At 64.5% G+C, this 19226-nt stretch carries 16 protein-coding genes; 5 read left to right on the top strand and 11 right to left on the bottom strand.

Going from position 1 to position 19226, the window contains the following annotated elements:
* Nucleotides 1-18 precede the first annotated feature (18 nt).
* The 6 genes from U0C82_RS14450 to U0C82_RS14425 form a co-directional block, all read right to left on the bottom strand.
* Nucleotides 19-684, bottom strand: coding sequence for an SGNH/GDSL hydrolase family protein (locus U0C82_RS14450; protein ID WP_322187881.1), 666 nt, complete (start codon nucleotides 682-684; stop codon nucleotides 19-21).
* A gap of 8 nt (nucleotides 685-692) precedes the next feature.
* Entirely contained in the window at nucleotides 693-2156 is a 1464-nt protein-coding gene (locus U0C82_RS14445; RefSeq protein WP_322187879.1) for a pyruvate dehydrogenase complex dihydrolipoamide acetyltransferase, read from the bottom strand.
* A 176-nt stretch (nucleotides 2157-2332) separates the two neighbouring features.
* Nucleotides 2333-2833, bottom strand: a complete 501-nt coding sequence (locus tag U0C82_RS14440; RefSeq protein ID WP_322187878.1) for an SRPBCC family protein — start codon at nucleotides 2831-2833, stop codon at nucleotides 2333-2335.
* 4 nt (nucleotides 2834-2837) lie between these two features.
* Nucleotides 2838-4301, bottom strand: a complete 1464-nt coding sequence (locus U0C82_RS14435; protein WP_322187876.1) for a pyruvate dehydrogenase complex E1 component subunit beta — start codon at nucleotides 4299-4301, stop codon at nucleotides 2838-2840.
* Nucleotides 4302-4313: 12 nt separating this feature from the next.
* Entirely contained in the window at nucleotides 4314-5438 is a 1125-nt protein-coding gene (gene pdhA / locus U0C82_RS14430) for a pyruvate dehydrogenase (acetyl-transferring) E1 component subunit alpha (protein ID WP_416186691.1), read from the bottom strand.
* A gap of 302 nt (nucleotides 5439-5740) precedes the next feature.
* Nucleotides 5741-6049 carry an FtsB family cell division protein gene (locus U0C82_RS14425; protein ID WP_322187874.1) on the bottom strand — a complete coding sequence of 103 codons (309 nt, stop codon included), beginning with the start codon at nucleotides 6047-6049 and terminating at the stop codon, nucleotides 5741-5743.
* 193 nt (nucleotides 6050-6242) lie between these two features.
* On the opposite strand from U0C82_RS14425, the gene U0C82_RS14420 reads away from it, so the two are divergent.
* Nucleotides 6243-7187: a formate/nitrite transporter family protein gene (locus U0C82_RS14420; protein ID WP_322187873.1), complete on the top strand. Its 945-nt coding sequence runs from the start codon at nucleotides 6243-6245 to the stop codon at nucleotides 7185-7187.
* 143 nt (nucleotides 7188-7330) lie between these two features.
* Here U0C82_RS14420 and U0C82_RS14415 read toward each other — a convergent pair whose 3' ends face one another.
* The 3 genes from U0C82_RS14415 to U0C82_RS14405 form a co-directional block, all read right to left on the bottom strand.
* The gene (locus U0C82_RS14415) at nucleotides 7331-10573 is read right to left on the bottom strand and encodes an efflux RND transporter permease subunit (RefSeq protein ID WP_322187872.1); all 3243 of its coding nucleotides are present in this window, start codon (nucleotides 10571-10573) and stop codon (nucleotides 7331-7333) included.
* Nucleotides 10570-11910: an efflux RND transporter periplasmic adaptor subunit gene (locus U0C82_RS14410; protein ID WP_322187871.1), complete on the bottom strand. Its 1341-nt coding sequence runs from the start codon at nucleotides 11908-11910 to the stop codon at nucleotides 10570-10572. Before U0C82_RS14410 ends, U0C82_RS14415 begins: the two co-directional genes overlap by 4 nt.
* Nucleotides 11911-12499: 589 nt before the next feature.
* Nucleotides 12500-13018 (bottom strand): MarR family winged helix-turn-helix transcriptional regulator, encoded by a 519-nt coding sequence (locus U0C82_RS14405; RefSeq protein ID WP_322187870.1) that lies wholly within the window; start codon nucleotides 13016-13018, stop codon nucleotides 12500-12502.
* A gap of 275 nt (nucleotides 13019-13293) precedes the next feature.
* On the opposite strand from U0C82_RS14405, the gene fumC reads away from it, so the two are divergent.
* The gene (gene fumC, locus U0C82_RS14400; protein WP_322187869.1) at nucleotides 13294-14682 is read left to right on the top strand and encodes a class II fumarate hydratase; all 1389 of its coding nucleotides are present in this window, start codon (nucleotides 13294-13296) and stop codon (nucleotides 14680-14682) included.
* A 52-nt stretch (nucleotides 14683-14734) separates the two neighbouring features.
* Here fumC and mscL read toward each other — a convergent pair whose 3' ends face one another.
* On the bottom strand, nucleotides 14735-15172 hold the full coding sequence (mscL, locus tag U0C82_RS14395; protein ID WP_322187868.1) for a large conductance mechanosensitive channel protein MscL: 438 nt from the start codon (nucleotides 15170-15172) through the stop codon (nucleotides 14735-14737).
* Between the two features lie 158 nt (nucleotides 15173-15330).
* The gene (gene gluQRS / locus U0C82_RS14390; protein WP_322187867.1) at nucleotides 15331-16251 is read right to left on the bottom strand and encodes a tRNA glutamyl-Q(34) synthetase GluQRS; all 921 of its coding nucleotides are present in this window, start codon (nucleotides 16249-16251) and stop codon (nucleotides 15331-15333) included.
* A gap of 82 nt (nucleotides 16252-16333) precedes the next feature.
* On the opposite strand from gluQRS, the gene U0C82_RS14385 reads away from it, so the two are divergent.
* The 3 genes from U0C82_RS14385 to U0C82_RS14375 all read left to right on the top strand — a co-directional run bounded on the left by U0C82_RS14385 (nucleotide 16334) and on the right by U0C82_RS14375 (nucleotide 19224).
* Complete coding sequence (locus U0C82_RS14385; protein WP_322187866.1) at nucleotides 16334-17008, top strand: DNA-3-methyladenine glycosylase family protein; 675 nt, start codon at nucleotides 16334-16336, stop codon at nucleotides 17006-17008.
* A gap of 183 nt (nucleotides 17009-17191) precedes the next feature.
* Nucleotides 17192-17782, top strand: coding sequence for an HNH endonuclease (locus U0C82_RS14380; protein ID WP_322187865.1), 591 nt, complete (start codon nucleotides 17192-17194; stop codon nucleotides 17780-17782).
* Nucleotides 17783-17997: 215 nt separating this feature from the next.
* Complete coding sequence (locus tag U0C82_RS14375) at nucleotides 17998-19224, top strand: NAD(P)/FAD-dependent oxidoreductase (protein ID WP_322187864.1); 1227 nt, start codon at nucleotides 17998-18000, stop codon at nucleotides 19222-19224.
* The last annotated feature ends 2 nt before the right edge of the window (nucleotides 19225-19226 follow it).

Genomic DNA, 19226 nt, shown 5'->3' with positions numbered 1-19226 from the left:
GGCGGCAACCCGCCAGGCTTATCGCGGCGCTCCGGCGTCATCCTCGAGGCCGAGCAATCGGGCGATCGGCTGGATCAGCGCTTCGCCGAGCCGCCGGGTGTTTTCGGCGTCGAGATGCACCCCGTCGAGCGAAGAGGTCTCGCAAACCTCGCCGGCATCGAACATTGCCAGCTCGTATTCCTCGGCGACCTTCGTGACCGCCGAACGGAAATGCAGGGATTCGTCCACCGCATGGCCGAACAGGAGCGAGAAGTCCGGCTCCATCGTCGCCGTGAACGGGGGCGGTGCGACCAGAAGGATCTTCGGCGGAACGTAACCGCGCTGGTAGGGGAAGCATTGCGCGATCTCGACGAGCCGCTCCAGACCCTGGCGCGATTCGAACACGCGGCCACCACCGGTGTGCGTCTTGAGATCGTTGGTGCCGAGCATGATCACGAGCACGTCGAGAGGCTGGTGGCTGGCGAGCAGCGTCGGGAGGATCTTCGCGCCGTTGCGCTCGGCCGGGACCATATGGTCGTCGAAGGCCGTCGTCCGGCCGTTCAGGCCTTCGCTGATCACGCGAACCTTGTGCCCGAGTGCCTTGGCGACGACGTTCGGCCAGCGATCGAAAAAGGCATGGCGCAGCATTGTTTCGGGATCGTAGCCCCAGGTCAGGGAGTCGCCGAAGGCGAGTACGGTCTTCATCGCCGCGCCTAGACCAGCATGCCCATGGGATTCTCGATATACTGCTTGAACGCCGAGATCAGTTCGGCCCCGAGCGCTCCGTCGACGGCCCGGTGGTCGGTCGAGAGGGTCACGGTCATGATCGTCGCGATCTTGATCTCGCCATTCCGGACAACCGGCCGCTCCTCGCCCGCACCGACCGCCAGGATCGTCGCGTGCGGCGGATTGATGACCGCGGAAAAATTGTCGATCCCGAACATGCCGAGATTGGAGACGGCCGTGGTGCCGCCCTGATATTCCTGTGGCTGGAGCTTGCGGGAGCGCGCGCGCCTGGCGAGATCCTTCATCTCGTTGGAAATGGTCGAGAGGGTCTTCTCCTCCGCCCGGCGGATGATCGGCGTGATCAGCCCGCCATCGATCGAAACCGCGACGCCGACATCGGCGTGCTTGTGCTTGAGCATGGCGGTTTCGGTCCAGGACACGTTCGCCGTCGGCACCGCCTTGAGGGCGAGCGCCATGGCCTTGATCACCATGTCGTTGACGGAAAGCTTGTAGGCCGGCCTCTCGCCATCGTCGCCCTTCAGCTTCGGTGCGGCATCGTTCAGCTGCTTGCGCAGGGCGAGAAGCGCACCCAGATCGCAATCGACCGAGAGATAGAAATGCGGCACGGTCTGCTTGGATTCCACGAGACGCTTGGCAATCGTCTTGCGCATTCCGTCGTGCGGGATCTTCTCGTAGGAGCCTTCCTCGAACATTTTGAGGATGGCTTCGTCGCTCGCGCCCTTCGGCGCGGCGGCCGGCGCCGGCTGCGTTTTGCCCTCGCCAGCCTTCGGCGCGTCGGTTCCGGCCTTGTCCGCAGCGGACGCGCCCTTGCCGACGCCCTGTTCCTTCGCTTTGTCGATATCGGCTTTCACGACGCGGCCATGCGGACCCGAGCCTGTGACCTTGGCGAGATCGATACCGGCCTGCTTGGCCAGGCGCCGGGCAAGCGGAGAGGAGAAGACGCGGTCGCCATCGTCCGTGCGCGGCGCCGGACCCGACGATGCCGTGGCCTCGCCGCCATCGCCGGACGAAGCGGCGCCGCCCTCGGGACGCGCATCGCCGCGCTTCGACGCATCCTTGGCATCCGCCTGCGTCCCGACTGCGGCATTGTCGGCCTTCGGGTCAGGGCTCATCGCGCCGCCTTCGGCGTCGCCCGACGGGGCCGGATCGTTGCCGCCACCGGATTTGGCGGCGGCCTTCACGTCTTCGCCGTCGACCGCGAGGATCGCGATCACCTCGTTGACCTTCACGCCTTCGGTTCCACCCGGAACGACGATCTTGGCGACCGTTCCCTCATCGACGGCTTCGACTTCCATCGTCGCCTTGTCGGTCTCGATTTCGGCGATGATGTCACCGGCGGACACCTTGTCGCCCTCGGCGACCAGCCATTTGGCAAGATTGCCTTCTTCCATGGTCGGAGACAGGGCGGGCATCGTCACATTGATCGGCATGGTCGTCTCCGAAAGATCTTTTCGTCGTCTTTTCTGTATCGCCGGCCGCTCAACGCAACCGGCGGATGGAAATCGGCCGAGGAAGCGCGCCGTGCCGTCGGCAACCGGCGGCGCCGGAAGAAACTGCCTTCCCGTCTCCGCCGCCCGATCGCCGAACCCGTGCGCATTCCATCATCTCAGTGCTTCCGCTTGGGCCCGGACGTCTGTCCGAAATGGGTTTCGGCATGCGTCGCAAGCTTGTCGAGACGGTTGTCCCAGCCGTCCTGATGGTCCAGAAGCAACGTCGAGCGGTCCGGCTCGGGCGCTTTTTCCCAGCCCTGATGTTCGATCGTGACCCGTGTGCCCTCGTTCGTATCGGTCAAGGTGACCGTCACCACCGTATCGAACGTCCAGTCCGCGTCGGCCCAAACCATGACGAACCCCTCGGGCGGATGAAACGATGTCACCTGCGCCTTCGTCACGCGGTTGCGGCCGGTCGGATCGATCCACGGTTCGACAAACCGCCCACCATCCTTCGGTTCGAACTCGATATTGTCCCGCCACCAGCTCTTCAGGCAAGCCGGCTGGGTGAGACAGCGCCACACGGTTTCGCGCGAGGCCGCGATATCCTTCCGGATCTCCAGCCGACCGTTCTCCCGCGTGACGCTTTCATTGTCGTTCGACGACATCCGAACCATCAGATCAGTTCCGGTAGCAGACCGCTTTGACCGCATCGATCACGTCCTTGACCGACGGCAGCGCAAGCTTCTCGAGATTGGCCGCATACGGCATCGGAACGTCCTTGCCGGCGACCTTCAGGACAGGTGCGTCGAGATAGTCGAAGGCCTGAACCATCAGCTCGGAGGCGATATGGCCGCCGACCGAGTTCTGCGGGAAGCCCTCTTCAACGGTCACGCACCGGTTGGTCTTCTTCACCGACCGCACGACGGCCGGCATATCGAGGGGACGGATCGTGCGAAGATCGATGATTTCCGCCTCGATCCCCTCTTTCGCCAACTCCTCGGCCGCCTTGATGGCATAGGTCATGCCGATCGACCAGGACACGATGGTGACGTCGCTTCCCTTGCGGTGGACGCGCGCCTTGCCGATCGGGACGGTCCAGTCGTCGACCTTCGGAATGTCGAAGGAATGACCGTAGAGGATCTCGTTCTCCAGGAAGACCACCGGGTTCGGATCGCGGATCGCGGATTTCAGCAGGCCCTTGGCGTCCGCCGCCGTGAACGGCTGAACGACCTTGAGGCCCGGCACGTGGCTGTACCAGGACGCGTAGTCCTGACTGTGCTGGGCCGCGACGCGCGCGGCCGCACCGTTCGGCCCGCGGAACACGATGGGACAGCCCATCTGGCCGCCGGCCATGTAGAGCGTCTTGGCCGCGGAATTGATGATCTGGTCGATCGCCTGCATCGCGAAGTTGAAGGTCATGAACTCGACAACCGGACGCAGGCCGCCGAACGCCGCGCCGACGCCGAGACCGGCGAAGCCATGCTCGGTGATCGGCGTATCGACGATGCGGCGCGCGCCGAACTCGTCGAGCAGCCCCTGCGTGATCTTGTAGGCGCCCTGATATTCGGCGACCTCCTCGCCCATGACGAAGACGGTTTCGTCGCGACGAAGCTCTTCGGCCATGGCGTCGCGCAACGCTTCGCGAACGGTCGTCGAGACCATTTCCGTGCCTTCGGGGATCTCCTGGCCGAACGGACCCTCGTCGTCCTCGACGTCCGGATGCGTCTTGCCTTCCGCCGGAACGCGGCGCTGCTCGAGCGGCGTGACCGTCGCGGCACCGCGTGCCTGATCGCCGCTGTGGGCAACCGGCTCGTCGTCGGACTTCGTGCTGACGGGCTGCGAGGACTGCCTGTCGCTTTCGTCCGAGCCACCGGCCTTGTCGAGATCACCCTCGCTTTCGCCTTCGGCCAGAAGAATGGCGATGGCGGCATTGACCTTCACATTCTCCGTGCCGGCCTCGACGAGGATCTTGCCGAGCGTCCCCTCGTCGACCGCCTCGACTTCCATCGTGGCCTTGTCGGTTTCGATCTCGGCGATGACGTCGCCGGGTTCGACCTTGTCGCCAACGTTCTTGACCCACTTGGCCAGCGTGCCCTCTTCCATGGTCGGCGAGAGGGCGGGCATCAAAATTTCGGTCGGCATGGCCGTCCTCCCTTATTCGGCGGCCTGAGGGGTTTCCTCGGCATAGATGTCGGTCCAAAGCTCGGACGGATCGGGCTCGGGGTCGTTCTGGGCGAAATCGGCAGCGTCGGCCACGATCTCGCGCACTTCCTTGTCGATTTCCTTGACCTCGTCCTCCGACATGCCGTGGTCTTCCAGCAGGCGCTTCTTGACCTGCTCGATCGGATCGGATTCGGAACGCATCTTCTGGACTTCGTCGCGTGTCCGGTACTTGGCCGGGTCGGACATGGAATGGCCGCGATAGCGATAGGTCATCATTTCGAGAATGATCGGCCCCTCGCCCGAGCGGCAATGCTCGACGGCCATGTCGCCGGCCGCCTTGACCGCGCGCACGTCCATGCCGTCGACCTGGATGCCGGGGATCTTGAAGGACAGGCCGCGATGGGAAAAATCGGTCTCCGCGGAGGCGCGCGAGACGGACGTGCCCATGGCGTAACGATTGTTCTCGATCACGTAGATCGCCGGCAGCTTCCAGAGCGATGCCATGTTGAAGCTCTCATACACCTGACCCTGGTTCGACGCGCCATCGCCGAAATAGGTGATCGAGACCGCGTCGGTGCCGTTGTACTTGTTGGAAAAGGCAAGGCCGCTGCCGATCGGCACCTGGGCGCCGACGATGCCGTGGCCGCCGTAGAACTTCTTCTCCTTCGAGAACATGTGCATGGAGCCGCCCTTGCCCTTCGAGTAGCCCGAGCGGCGCCCCGTCAGTTCGGCCATCACGCCGCGCGCTTCCATGCCGGTCGCCAGCATGTGCCCGTGATCGCGATAACCGGTCACCACCTGGTCGCCCTCCTTCATCGCCATCTGCATGCCGACGACGACGGCTTCCTGGCCGATGTAGAGGTGGCAGAACCCGCCGATGAAGCCCATGCCGTAGAGCTGCCCGGCCTTTTCCTCGAACCTGCGGATGAGAAGCATGTCACGGTAGGCGCGAAGCTCTTCGCTCTTGTCGAGATCGGCCGGCGCGGGGGTCGAGAAGTTTTCGAGCGTGCGGACGATCTCCTTGCCCGATTCCGTGTCGACACTGTTCGTATCGGCGGATTTCGACCTGTTGTCTCGCGATGAGCCGGAGGAAGAGCTTTTTTGCCGTGCCGCCATAGTGCCTCCAAACGGTGCGTCATAAATTCGATCGTTGGGGAGACTATAGTCGGGAATAAAGCGCCATCAAGCGCGGGCGCATCATTTAACCAGAAAACGGTTTACCTTGCGCTGCAGCAATTTATGAACCGAAATCCGGTTAAATCGTGTCGGGAGCCTGGCGGGTCCTTCATGGTCCTCCATCGCGGTCGCACAGCCGCGTGGGCGCCGACGATCCGTACCGAACAGGGCAGCACCCGCACCATGGCGGCAAAGGCACCGTGGCAGCAGAGGCATCATGCCGGCAGGGGCATTGGACCAGCCTATCGCAGAATGACGATTTCGTCTTCGGTCAGGAAATTGAGGGCCCAGCGTGCGCGCTCGTCCAGCATGTCACGCTCGAGCGTTCCCGGGCTGAGGAGTTCGACGCGCTGCGCCAGCGCGATCCGTTCGCGCTCGACGCTGGCAAGTTCCGCCCTCTTGACGTTGAGACGGCGTTCCAGTTCCGCCTTCGACGTGAGGCCGTAGTCGCCCGTCTGCACATGAACGGCGAAATAGGCGAGCACCGCCGCCGAGATCGTCGGGATGATCAGACGGATAAGACGACTGCGTTTGGTCTGGATCGTTCGCATGGACAGGTCTCCTCGGCCGTTCTTGATGACATGAACGGCGTTAACAGGCGGTTGAACCGGAACCCCGCTTCGTCGTGTCGCAGCGCAGCAGACCAATCACGTTTTCGGCAGGGACGTGCCCGGTTGGAAAAAAGCGCTATTTTTCCGGGTCGGCGGATGCATAGGGCATCTCCTTCAGGGTTCGGATGCCATAATGAGCGAAGACAAGCAGAATGCGCGGGAGCACCAGGACGAGGAGATGCTCCGGAAGGATCCGGACGAAGAGCTTCTGAACGCGCCCGACAAGGGCGAGACCCTTGCCGACTATTTTTCTTTCGAGGAAGTCTTCGCCCGCGTCCTGTCTTCGGCGGATCACGAGCTCGACGTCAGCAACCGCTACCTGTTCTGGAGCGCTCTGGGTGCCGGTGGGGCCATTGGACTGACGTTTCTCGCCAGGGTGATCCTCACCGAGACCGCCGGCGAGACGACGCCGGGATTCCTGGGCAACCTCATGTATCCGGTCGGCTTCCTCATCATTGTTATCGGCCGCTATCAGCTCTTCACCGAGAACACGCTGACCCCGGTCGTGCTCGTCCTGACCAAGCTGACGAGCATCTCGAACCTTCTGAGGCTCTGGATCGTCGTGCTGATCGGCAACATGCTCGGCGCCTTGGCGGTCGCGGCCCTCATCGCCTACGTCGATGTGCTGACGGTCGAGCGGGTCGTGACGGCGATCGAGATCGGGCGCCATGCATACGAAACCGAATGGACGACGATCTTCGTCCGCGCCCTGATCGCAGGCTGGATCGTCGCGGCCATGGTGTGGCTGGTGCATGCGTCGCGCGAGACGATATCGAAGATCTTCGTCGTCTTCATCCTGATGTATTTCCTCGGGATCTGCGGCTTCTTCCACGTCATCACCTCGTCCGTGGAGGTCTTCTTCCTCGCCTTCCGGGTCACCGAGATCAGTTTCTTCGCCCTCTTCCCGAATTTCGTCCTGCCCGTCCTGCTCGGCAACACGGTCGGCGGCGTGATCTTCGTCGCTGTCCTCAACTATGCCCAGTTTGCCGAACACAAGGATTCCCAGGTGTTCGAGCGCTATGGCGATCCGCTCAGCTTCAACGAATGGCTCTTCGGACGAAAGAAGCAGGACGCGTGAGCGGCCGCCGTCGTCCCGGATCCGGATGACGAAACCCAAGCACGCGAAAGCCGCCGCTCCCGCCAGGAGCGGCGGCTTTCGTTCGGCCGGTTCGACGGTCCGCCCCTCCAGAGGCCTTGAACCGAAGGGCTTGGTGGCTGCGTCTATTCCGCCGGGGCCGTGCCCGGCCCGGCAGGCGGTCCTGACGGTTTCGGCGAATGCCGGTCCGCCCAGGGAAACGCCGTTACCGCCTCGTCTGCGGGCCCGCCCTCGCCCCGTCCGCCGTCCCCGTCATCCTCGGTTCCCCACAGCTTGCCGCCCTTGCCGGCGGCGATCCGCTGCATCAGGGCATAGAGCGCCGGCACGATGAAGATGCCGATGAAGGTCGCCGCCAGCATTCCGCCGATCGACGTCACGCCGATCGCGTTGCGCCCGGCGGCGCCCGCACCCGAGGCGGCGGCGAGCGGAATGATGCCGAGGATGAAGGCGAGCGCCGTCATCAGGACGGCGCGCAGCCTCAGCCGCGCGCCCCGGATCGCCGCTTCGGTGATCGAACGGCCGGCGGACTGCTGGTCCCGTGCGAACTCGACGATCAGGATCGCGTTCTTGGAGGCAAGGCCGATCAGCATCACGATACCGATCTGCGAATAGATGTTCGACGTGTAGCCGAGAAGCCAAAGCGAACCGGCCGCCCCGGCTGCCGCGATGACCAGCGACAACATGACGGCCAGGGGCAACAACCAGCTTTCGTACTGACCGACCAGGAACAGGTAGGCGAACACGAAGGCGAGGGCGAATGCGAGGTAAGTGACGTTGCCGGCTTGCCGTTCCTGATAGGACGTTCCCGAGAACTGGTACGAATATCCGGTCGGGAGGGTCTCCGCCGCAGTCTCCTCGAGCGCGGCGAGCGCTGCACCCGACGAGAAGCCGGGCGCCGGATTTCCCGACACTTCCGCCGCCAGATAGAGATTGTAGCGCGGCACGGCGTAGGGACCGAATTCGGTCCTGACATCCACGACCGTGCGGATCGGCACCATGTCCCCGGCCCGGTTCTTGGCATAGATGTCGAGGATGTCGCTCTCGTCGGCCCGCGCCTCGGCATCGGCCTGGAGACGCACCTGATAGACCCGGCCATTATAGTTGAACTGGTTGACGAAGACCTCGCCGAGCGTGCCGCCGATCGCATCGTAGATGTCGGCGACGGTCAGTCCGAGGGTTTCGGCCCGGTCCCGATCGATGTCGATGAAGAAACTCGGAACATTGGCGGTGAACGTCGTGCGAGCGCCCGCGATCTCGGGCCGTTCGTTGGCGGCGGCCACGAAGGCCCGCGCCACCTGCGCCATCTCCGCCGGTTCCTGCCCCTGCTGGGCGAGAATCTCGAAGGTGAAGCCGCCGACCGAACCGAGGCCGGGAATGGGCGGAGGCGGAAAGGCCGCGACGGTCGCCCCCGGAATCTGGCTGAACTTGCCGGACAATTCGCCGAGGATCGTGAAGAGGTCGCGGCGCTCGCCCCACAATTCCAGCCCGATGATGCCGACGCCGGCGGACGGCCTCTGGGCCGACTGCAGCAGGCTGTAACCCGCGGCGACGGTGAAGGTCTCGACACCTGCGGTGTCGCGGATGATCTGCGAGATCTCGTCGAGGACCGCGTCCGTTCTCTGCAGCGACGAGGCGTCGGGCAGGGAGACATCGAACAGGATCGCGCCCTGATCCTCGGACGGGATGAGACTGCTCGGCAGGCTCAGAAACGAGAACGTGGCCACGACGAAGGCGGTGGCCAGCATGGCGAGCGCGACGAGAACGCGCCGCACCAGAAAACCGACGGCTCGCGCATAGCCGTTCGTCACCCGCTCGAGGCCCTTCGAAAAGGCGCGAAGCGGAAACCAGCTCCTTCCCGGCTTGCGAAGCAGGATCGAGGACAAAGCGGGCGTCAGCGTCAGCGCGACGAGGGAGGACAGGACCAGCGACACCGAGAGCGTCACGCCGAACTGCTTGTAGAGCTGCCCCGACAGTCCGGGAAGGAAGGTCGTCGGCAGGAAGACGGCCAGGAGCACGAGCGTCGTCGAGATGATCGGTCCGGTCACCTCGCGCATGGCTTGCCGGGCCGCCTCCTTCGGCGGCAGGTTCTTCTCGACCATCACGCGCTGGCAGTTTTCCACCACGAGGATCGCATCGTCCACCACGAGGCCGATGGCCAGGATGAGGGCCAAGAGCGTGATGACGTTCACGGTGAAGCCGACGGCAAGAAGGAACGCGAAGGTTCCGAGCAGCGAGACGGGAATGGCGAGCGCCGGCACGAGCGTTGCGCGCCAGTCCTGCAGGAAGACGAAGACCACGGCGACGACGATCGCCGCGACGACGAACAACGAGACGATGATCTCCTCGATCGTCGCGCTCACATATTCGGTCGAATCGTAGACCACCTCATATTCGAGACCGTCCGGAAAGGTCTGCGACAGGCGTTCGAGCTCGGCTTTCACGGCGGTCACCGTCGCCAGCGCGTTGGCGCCGGGCGACTGGTTGATCTGAACGAGTTGGGAGGGCTGGCCGTTCGCGGCGTAGGCGTTGACGGAATAGTTCTGGGCGCCGAGCTCGACGCGCGCCACGTCGCTGATGCGGACGATGGCGCCGTTCGGCTGGGCCCGAACGACGATGTCGGCGAACTCTTCCGGCGTCGACAGGCGCCCCTGCGAGGTGACCGTATAGACGGTCGCCTGACCCTCGGGCGCCGGCGATCCGCCGACGAGGCCCACCGAGGCGACGGTGCTCGCTGCCGAGATCGCATTCGAAATGTCCGACGGGGCGACGTTGAGCGAGGCCATTCTGGCGGGATCGGTCCAGATCCGCATGGCGTAGTCGGCCGGCCCGAGCGGCGACGCGTTTCCCACGCCCTGAACGCGCGACAGGGCGGTGGTCACATTGGTGGCGACATAGGCTCCGACATCGATCGGCCCGAGCGTATCGAGATCGTTGGAAAAGAACGTCAACGCCAGCAGGAAGTTCGGCGAACGGCTCTGCACCGTGACGCCCTGGCGCGAGACGGCCGTCGGCAGCTGCGAGGTCGCCAGCTGCACCCGGTTCGACACGTTGACCTGGGCGATGTCCGGATCCGTGCCGATCTCGAAGGTGATCGAAAGATTGTAGTTTCCCGAATTCGTCGAGGTCGAGGACATGTAGATCATGTTCTCGACGCCGTTGATCGCTTCTTCGAGAGGGGCGGCGATCGCGTCGGCGACGCTCTGCGCCGATGCGCCCGGATAGCTTGCCGAGACGCTGACGGTGGGCGGCGCGACGTTCGGGAACTGGGTCACCGGCATGACGAAGATCGAGAGCGCGCCCGCAATCATCAGGACGACCGAAATCACCGTCGCAAGGCGCGGGCGGCTGATGAAGAGATCGGAGATCATTGGCCGGCCTCGCCGCCGGCATCGGCCGAATCACCGGTGCCGGCGGCCTCGCTTGCGGCGCCTTCGCCCGACGTCGCCGAAACCGCGCCCGAGCCGCCGTCCGCATAGGTCGGCGTGACCTTGGCCCCATCGGAGAGGTTCTGGATGCCTTGGACGACGACGAGATCCCCGGCGGCGACGCCGCTGGTGATCGCCACGCTGCCCCGCATCTCCTTCCCGGTCTCGACCGGCTGCCGGCGCACCGTGTCGTTGTCCTCGTTCAGAACGAACACGGACTTGCCCTCCCGGTTCAACTGGATCGCGGACAGGGAAACGACGGGAAAGCGCGGCGGGTCCTTTTCGGCTGCCACGAGCGTGACATTCTCGTTCGGCAGGAGGCGTCCTTCCGGATTGGGGAAGCGTACGCGGACCTCGATCGTGCCGGTGGAGGGATCGACCGTATTGCCGACGAAGGCGAACGATCCGTCCGGACGGAACGCCTCGTCGCCCGAAAGCTTGAGGGAAAGCCGGTAGTTTTCGGCCGACTGCGAGGCGTTGTCGGCGCTGGCGCCGACGCGCCGAAGCGTCGACAGCCGGTCCTCGCCGATCGGGAAGGTTCCCCAGATCGGATCGAGCTGGACGATGTTGGCGAGGGTACCGCTCGCGGCGGAGACGAAATTGCCCTTGGTGATCAGCGGCTCGGAAATCACGCCGTCGATCGGGGCCGTGATCGAGGTATAGTCGAGATTGAGCTCGGCCTGGCGAACCGCGGCCTGCGCCTGAAGACGGGTCGCGCGCGCCGATTCGAAGGTCGCGCGCTGGGTGTCGAGCTCGGCGGCGGGAATCGTGCCGGAATCGATCAGTTCCTGCGCGCGGCTCAGCGATCGCTCGGCCTCGGCCAGTTGGGCCTCCGCGCCGGCGAGCCGGGCGTTCGCGGCGTCGAGCGATGCCTGATACTGGTCGTCCTCGATCTTGAACAGCACGTCGCCGATGGCGACCGTGTCGCCGCCCTGGAAGAAGACCTGTTCGATGAAGCCGTTGACCCGCGATTGCAGCGTGACGGTCTCGATCGCTTCGATCGTTCCAATGAATTCGAACTCGTCGCCGACCGAGCGAAGCCCGGCAGCGGTCACGACCACCGCCGGTGGCGGCTGGGATCCCGCCTCGCCGCCCTCCCCGCTGCCTTGCGCCGAGGTGGACTGGTCCGAAGAGGAGGATCCGAGAAAGGACAGCCATCCGGGGAGTTCGACCGTCCCGACGATCGGCAGATCGATCGTGGTCGGCTGGCTCCCCGCCTCGGCCTGTGTGCCGGTGGCTGACCCACCCTCCTGCGCGGAGCCGGGGACTGGAAAGCTCATAAGGACTGCCGAGACGACGCTTGCGACTGACGCGGCGCGGAAAACAGTCTTGCTGGCCTGCGCCAGGCCGCCACGAGCGATCGAACGATGCATGCCATCTCCCCTGTTCCGGCGGGGCGCTTCCCGGCGGCTCGACGAGTGATACCGCAAATTGCAGTGGCAAAAACCGTTCATGCCCTCAGATAAAACGATCTTGAACCGATTTATCCAACGTCAGCAGGCTGTTGCGCAATGCTTCGGGCATTTTGCGAGTTTTTGTCGCAGGCACGCGGAGATTGGATAGTCGACATATCGCGCCCTGCCCCGGACCTGCGGATATCGGCCTGGGCGGCAAGCCGAGATTCGCCGTTGGCGACGCAGGAGGGCATGTGCGAAGTCTTCGGGATCGCCGTTCGCCCACATCCGTGCGTTTGCGGGACGTGGTGACCGTCGAACGCGATTCGGCCGAACGAATTGGTGAGTTTGTCCGTCATATCGGGCCGCCGGTCGACCTCGATGCAGGCGCGGCGGCGAGCTCGACGGGGCAGCACGGCCGCGACCGGCCGGTGGTCAGGCGAGGCCCAGTTCGATCACGCGGCTTTTCAGCCGATCAGAACTCCCTCTTGGGCGACCTGATGCTCAGAAGCTGACCTTCTTCCATGCCGGCGACGATGCGTTTCAGATCCGCAAGCAAGGGTGCGTGACGGTTCTGGTCGAGCGCGATGTTGCAGGCGACGGCCTGCTGGATGATCGAGGCTTCCTTCTCGAGCTCGGCGCCGCGATCGGTCAGGTGAATCATCGAGGTGCGCCGGTCGGTTTCCGAAGGCACGCGGATCACAAGTTCGATCGCTTCGAGCCGATCCACCAGAGGCGTGATCGCATTGGGCGCAAGATCGAGCCGACGCGCAATGTCGACGATCCGGACGGCGCCCTGGTCCCAAAGAACCATCAGGACGAGATATTGCGGGTAGGTCAGATCGATCTTCTGCAGCAGCGGCCGGTAGGCGCGGATGATCGCGTTCGTCGCATTGTAGAGCGCGAAGCAGAGGGCGTCGTCGAGACGAACACGCTCCGCGAAGGTCGGGTCGTTCATGCTCTCGGCGAGCTCGGGCGAAGTCGAGTGTTTCATGCCGTCACTATACATCAGGCGTGATGAGAATCGATGGTCTTCGCCCCTGAAAACAAGCGCTCCAGCGAATAATTTCGCGTCGTCGCCGGCTCACGACACGCAGCGCGTGGAAGGCACACCCAGAAGGATTCACCGGCCTATCGAGCGGACGCGTTCGCCGCAGGATCGTCCGCGCCCTGTGCGTTTCGGACCATCGACCCTTTCGCACGAAGCCTGCGGGGTTTAATGCAGTCGGAAAACCCGGGCCCTGCCGTGATCGAAGAGAAGGAACAGCCATGAGCACCCGTACCGAAACCGATTCCATCGGCGCGATCGACGTTGCATCCGACCGCTACTGGGGTGCCCAAACCGAGCGGTCGCGCAACAATTTCAAGATCGGCGGCGACCGCCAGCCGATGCCGCTCATCGTCGCGCTGGCGACGGTCAAGAAAGCCGCGGCGCGCGTCAACTCCGCCAAGGGCAAGCTCGACACGCCGATCGCCGATGCGATCGAAAAGGCCGCCGACGAAATCATCGCCGGAAAGCTCGACGACCATTTCCCGCTGGTCGTCTGGCAGACCGGCTCCGGCACCCAGACCAACATGAACGTCAACGAGGTGATCTCGAACCGCGCGATCGAGATGGCGGGCGGCGAGATGGGCTCGAAGAAGCCGGTCCATCCGAACGACCACGTGAATATGAGCCAGTCCTCGAACGACGTGTTCCCGACCGCCATGCACGTCGCGACCGTCGTCGAGACCCACAAGCGGCTGCTCCCGGCGCTCGAGCGGCTGCATGCCTCGCTCGACCGGAAAGCGAAGGAATATGCCGACATCATCAAGATCGGCCGCACCCACACCCAGGACGCGACCCCGGTCACGCTCGGCCAGGAGTTTTCCGGCTACGCCATGGCGCTCGCTCTCGCCCGCAAGCGTATCACCGATTCCCTCGACGGGGTTCTCGCGCTGGCGCAGGGTGGCACGGCGGTCGGCACCGGGCTCAACGCGCCGGTCGGCTTCGACACGGCGATCGCCGCGGAAATCGCCCAGTTGACGGGACACCCGTTCCGGACGGCCGAGAACAAGTTCGAAGCGCTCGCTTCGCACGGCGCGCTGACCTTCTTCCACGGCTCGCTGAACACGCTTGCGGCCGATCTCATGAAGATCGCCAACGACATTCGTTTCCTCGGTTCCGGTCCGCGCTCGGGCCTCGGGGAGCTGAACCTTCCGGCCAACGAGCCCGGCTCATCGATCATGCCCGGCAAGGTCAATCCGACCCAGGCCGAGGCGCTGACCATGGTGGCGACCGAAATCTTCGGCCACGAAACCACCGTCACGGTCGCGGCCAGCCAGGGTCATTTCGAACTGAACGTGTTCAAGCCGGTGATCGCGAACGCTGTGCTGTCCTCGATCCGGCTCCTGGCGGACGGCATGGACAGCTTCGCCGAACATTGCGTCGACGGCATCGAAGCCAACGAAGAGCGCATCAGGAGCCTGATGGAGCAGTCGCTGATGCTCGTCACCGCGCTTGCTCCGATGATCGGCTACGACAATGCGGCCAACATCGCCAAGACGGCCCACAAGAATGGAACGACCCTGCGCGAGGAAGCGATCGCGTCCGGCCTCGTATCGGCGGACGACTACGACCGGATCGTCGACCCGAAGACGATGATCGCGCCGCGATAAGCGACGAGACCGCCCGGCATGCGCGGTTCCGCATGCTGGGCGGCTTGTCGGATCAGGCGCGCGGCGCCGTGCCGTTCGATCGGGCGAGGAGATCGCGGATCTCCTCCAGGAGCTTTTCGTTGCGCGGCACCTCGGCGATCTCCACCGGCTTGGCTTCTTCCTTGCGTTTCAGGCGGTTCATGCCCTTGACGACCATGAACAGGATAAAGGCGACGATCGTGAAGTTGATGAGCAGGGTGATGAAATTGCCGTAGGCCAGAACCGGGCCCTGTTCGCGCGCGGTGGCAAGGTTCGTTGAATTGACGGCGGCGGACAGGCCGACGAACTTGTTGGAGAAATCGACGCCGCCGGTGATGGTCGCGACGATCGGCATGAAGAGGTCCTGAACCACCGAATTGACGAGACCCGAAAAAGCCGCGCCGATGATGATGCCGATCGCCAGATCGACCATGTTTCCCTTGAGAGCGAACTCTTTGAATTCCTTGATCACGCCGTTTGACCCTGCTTTGATTGATCCGGTTTCCGTTTCGCCCTGTCTATAGGTCGCACGCGCACGCACGTCACCGCCCGGAAGGCGCCGAGCCGACCGAAATTCGCGCCGCTTCGCACGTGCGCCGTCGCCGCGCACGGGCCGGCGGCCGGATCGATCTAGACGAGCCCTTCGAGGCCGACCAGACGGACGATGTCCTCGCGCGTCATGCCGGCGGCGCGTAGTGAACGGATCGAGGTATCGCGGGCGCTCTTCGACAGCTTTCGCCCGTCATCGCCCAGGATGAGATCGTGATGGTGGTAGCGCGGCGCCGGAAGGCCGAGCAGCGCCTGCAGGAGACGGTGGGCGCTCGTCGAAAAGAACAGATCCCGGCCCCGGACCACGTCGGTGACGCCCTGAAGGGCATCGTCCACGACCACGGCAAGGTGATAGCTCGTCGGTATGTCATGGCGCGCGAGGATGAAGTCTCCCCAGGCGGAGGGATCGGCCGGGACGGTCCCCGTCTCGCCGTTCGGCCCTTCTCCGCCTTCGTACCAGGTCAGATCGGGATGCAGCGCGAGGGCGGCGCTGGTGTCGAGGCGCCACGCGAACCGTTCGCCCGCCGCGATCCGCTCGTCCCGTTCGGCTTCGCTCAAGCTGCGATCGAGCCCGGGATAAAGCGGCACGCCGTCCGGATCGTGCGGCCAGGGCTCTGCAGTCTCCTCCTCGAAACGTTCGGCCGTGCGCCGGACCTCGCCGCGCGTCATGAAGGACGGATAGACCAGCGAATCGTGCTTCAGCACGTCGAGCGCCTCGGCATAGCGCTCGAAATGCTCCGACTGCCGGCGCCTGCCTTCGTCCCAGTCGACGCCGAGGAAGCGGAGATCCTCGACGATCTGCTCCTCGTAGGCCAGGCTGCAGCGGGCAAGGTCGATGTCCTCCAGCCGAAGCAGGAACTTACCCTGATTGTCGCGTGCGAGCCGATGATTGAGGAGGGCGGAATAAGCGTGGCCGAGATGGAGTTCGCCATTGGGGCTCGGCGCGAAACGAAAGACCGGCATGGCGTTGTCGACCTCCCGCGCGCCTGCTCCGATATCCATCCACCGCCTCGATCTGTCTGGTTTGCCTGACGTGACCCATGGCTAAACTATGGGACTGTCGCAACAGGAAACGAGGGCCGGCATGAACGATCCCATTCGCTGCGCCGACGATATCGCGCGCGCCCTTCGCCATCTGGCGCGTCAGGATCCGGCTCTTCGCCCCGTCATCGATGCGGCGGGGGCGGTTCCGCTGCGCCGCATGGCGGGCGGCCTGCCCGGCCTCTGCGCCATCATCGTCGGCCAGCAAGTCTCGAGGGCCAGCGCGGACGCGATCTTCGGACGGCTGGAAAAGCATGTCGATCTCCACGATCACCGGGCGATCCTTGCAATGGCGGACGAGGATTTCCGCCGCGTGGGCCTGTTGCGTCCCAAGCAGCGGACCTTCCGGCACATCGCGCAAGCGTGCGAGGACGGCGACCTCGATTTCGATCGTCTTGCCCAAGCCAGCGGCGAGAGGGCCGTGGCCGAACTCGTCGCCCTGAGCGGCGTCGGCCGCTGGTCGGCGGAATGCTATCTCCTGTTCTGCCTCGGACATCCGAATGTCTTTCCCGCAGGCGATTTGGCGCTCAAGGCAGCGGTGGCGACGGCTTTTGGGATCGAGCCGCGGCCCAAGGAGAAGGATCTTGCCGCGATCGCCCAGCGCTGGGCGCCGCGCAGATCCGTCGCCGCACGCCTCTTCTGGGCCTATTACGCAGTCGTGACGAAGCGTGACGCCATGCCGGTCACCGGGCCGAGCGGGACGGCGCTCCGGCTGTAGACGCGCGCCTTCCACAGGCCGTCCAAGGCTTTTGCAGGCATTATCCACAGCTTCCGCACAGATCGGCGAAGGCGGTCGACGAACAGGTTTTGGACCCGGTTTCGGCCATGAAGACGCACGCGCGCGGTTCGAGGCTTCACAAACCTGTCGTGTTGGCGCACGATAACCGCGTTGGGCCTGTCAATGGTTCGCGGTAAAAAAAGGAGTTTGTCGGTGACGATCGGTGTTCCAAACGATTTATCCCCGGCGCTCGTCCTCAACGCAGACTACCGACCCCTCAGCTACTATCCCCTGTCGCTGTGGTCATGGCAGGACGCGATCAAGGCGGTGTTTCTGGATCGGGTGACGATCGTCGCGGAATACGACCGGGCCGTTCGAAGCCCCACGGCATCGATGCGGCTGCCCTCGGTCGTATGTCTCAAGAGTTACGTCAAGCCGGCCCGCAACCCGGCCTTCACCCGGTTCAACGTGTTTCTGCGCGATCGCTTCCAGTGCCAGTATTGCGGCGCGCACAACGATCTGACGTTCGATCACGTCATTCCGCGCTCCCGCGGCGGCCTGACCACGTGGGAGAACGTCGTCGCGGCCTGCTCGCCCTGTAATCTTCGCAAGGGCGGCCTGATGCCGAAGGCGGCGGGCATGTTTCCCGCGCAAAAGCCCTTCCAGCCGACGGTTCACGATCTGCACAACAATGGGCGCATGTTCCCGCCGAACTTTCTGCACGAAAGCTGGCTGGACTATCTCTACTGGGATTCCGAACTCGATCCCGAATAGGCCGAACGCGCCTTCTTCCTTGCCGTACGCCATCGTCGGCGCGCTCGGCCGGGCTTGCGCCCGCTTCCCTCTTCGGCAAGAACCGGGACGTGGGCGCGTGACAGTGCGCCCTCCCTTCACCGGAACCGGACCCGTCATCGATGCAGCGCGTTCAGACGGACGGGCATTCGTCAGGGTCCCGAGCGGACGCATCGCGTGTCACGAGGAGAGCACTTTTGCCGGGAATCGTCATCGTCGGAGCGGGTCACGCCGCCGTTCAACTCGTCACGAGCCTTCGCCAGGACGGGTATGACGGCGATCTGACGATCATCGGGGACGAGCCGCATCTTCCCTATCAAAGGCCTCCGCTGTCCAAGACCTACATGAAGCACGGCGAGGCGGAACGGCTCCTCCTGAAGGCCGAGAGCTTCTTCGAGACGAACCGGATCACCCTCTTGGCGGGCACGCGCGTCGTCGCCATCGACCGCGAGGCACGGCAGGCGATCACCGCCCCCGGCACGCATATCGATTACGATCATCTCGTCCTGGCGACCGGCGCACAGAACGTCCGCCCGCCGCTCACCGGCGCCCATCATCCCGCCATTCTCGAGCTTCGAACCCTTGCCCACGCGGAGGCGATCCGCGCGCGGCTCGCCAGGACCGGGAAGGCGATCGTGATCGGCGGCGGATTCATCGGCCTCGAATTCGCGGCGATGGCGGCCGGCGAAGGCGTGTCGTCGACCATCGTCGAAGCCGGACCCCGCCTGATGGCACGGGCGGTGTCGCCGCTGATATCCGACAGCTTTCTGGACTATCACCGCTCGCTCGGAAACGAGGTGCTTCTCGACGCGCCGGCCTCCGAGATCGTCGGCACACGGGAAGATCTGATCGAATCGGTCCGTCTTGCGGATGGACGTGTCCTGTCCGGCGACCTCGTTCTCCTTGCGGCCGGCGTCAGGCCGAACACGGATCTTGCGGAACAAGCCGGGATCGCATGCCGAAACGGCATTCTCGTCGACGGCCGCCTCGCAACCGACGACCCGCGGATTTCCGCGATCGGCGATTGCGCGTCGGTCCTGACGATCGACGGCATCCATCAGAGACTGGAATCGGTGCAGGCCGCCACGGACCAGGCAAGGCACCTGTCGCGGCGACTTGCGAAAGGCGACGAAGCGGGCGGATATCACGCCGTCCCCTGGTTCTGGAGCGACCAGGGCGAGTTGAAGCTGCAGATCGCGGGTCTTGCGAGCGACGCCGACGGTTTCGAGGACCGGCGCGGCGCCGGGACGGCCCGGACGATCGTCGGATTTCGCGGGGATCACCTCGTCAGCGTCGAAACGATCAATGCGGCCGGCGATCATATGGCGGCGCGCCGCCTGCTCGCGCTGCCGCAGCCTCTCACACGTCAGCGCCTGTCGGACAGCGCGTACGACCTGCGCGCGCTCGCCAAATCCCAAGGCTGACA

The organism is Fulvimarina uroteuthidis (assembly GCF_034321785.1).
Taxonomy (GTDB): Bacteria; Pseudomonadota; Alphaproteobacteria; order Rhizobiales; family Rhizobiaceae; genus Fulvimarina; species Fulvimarina uroteuthidis.
The sequence above is the reverse complement of the archived record's forward strand: the minus strand, read 5'-3'. Positions and strand labels throughout refer to the sequence as shown.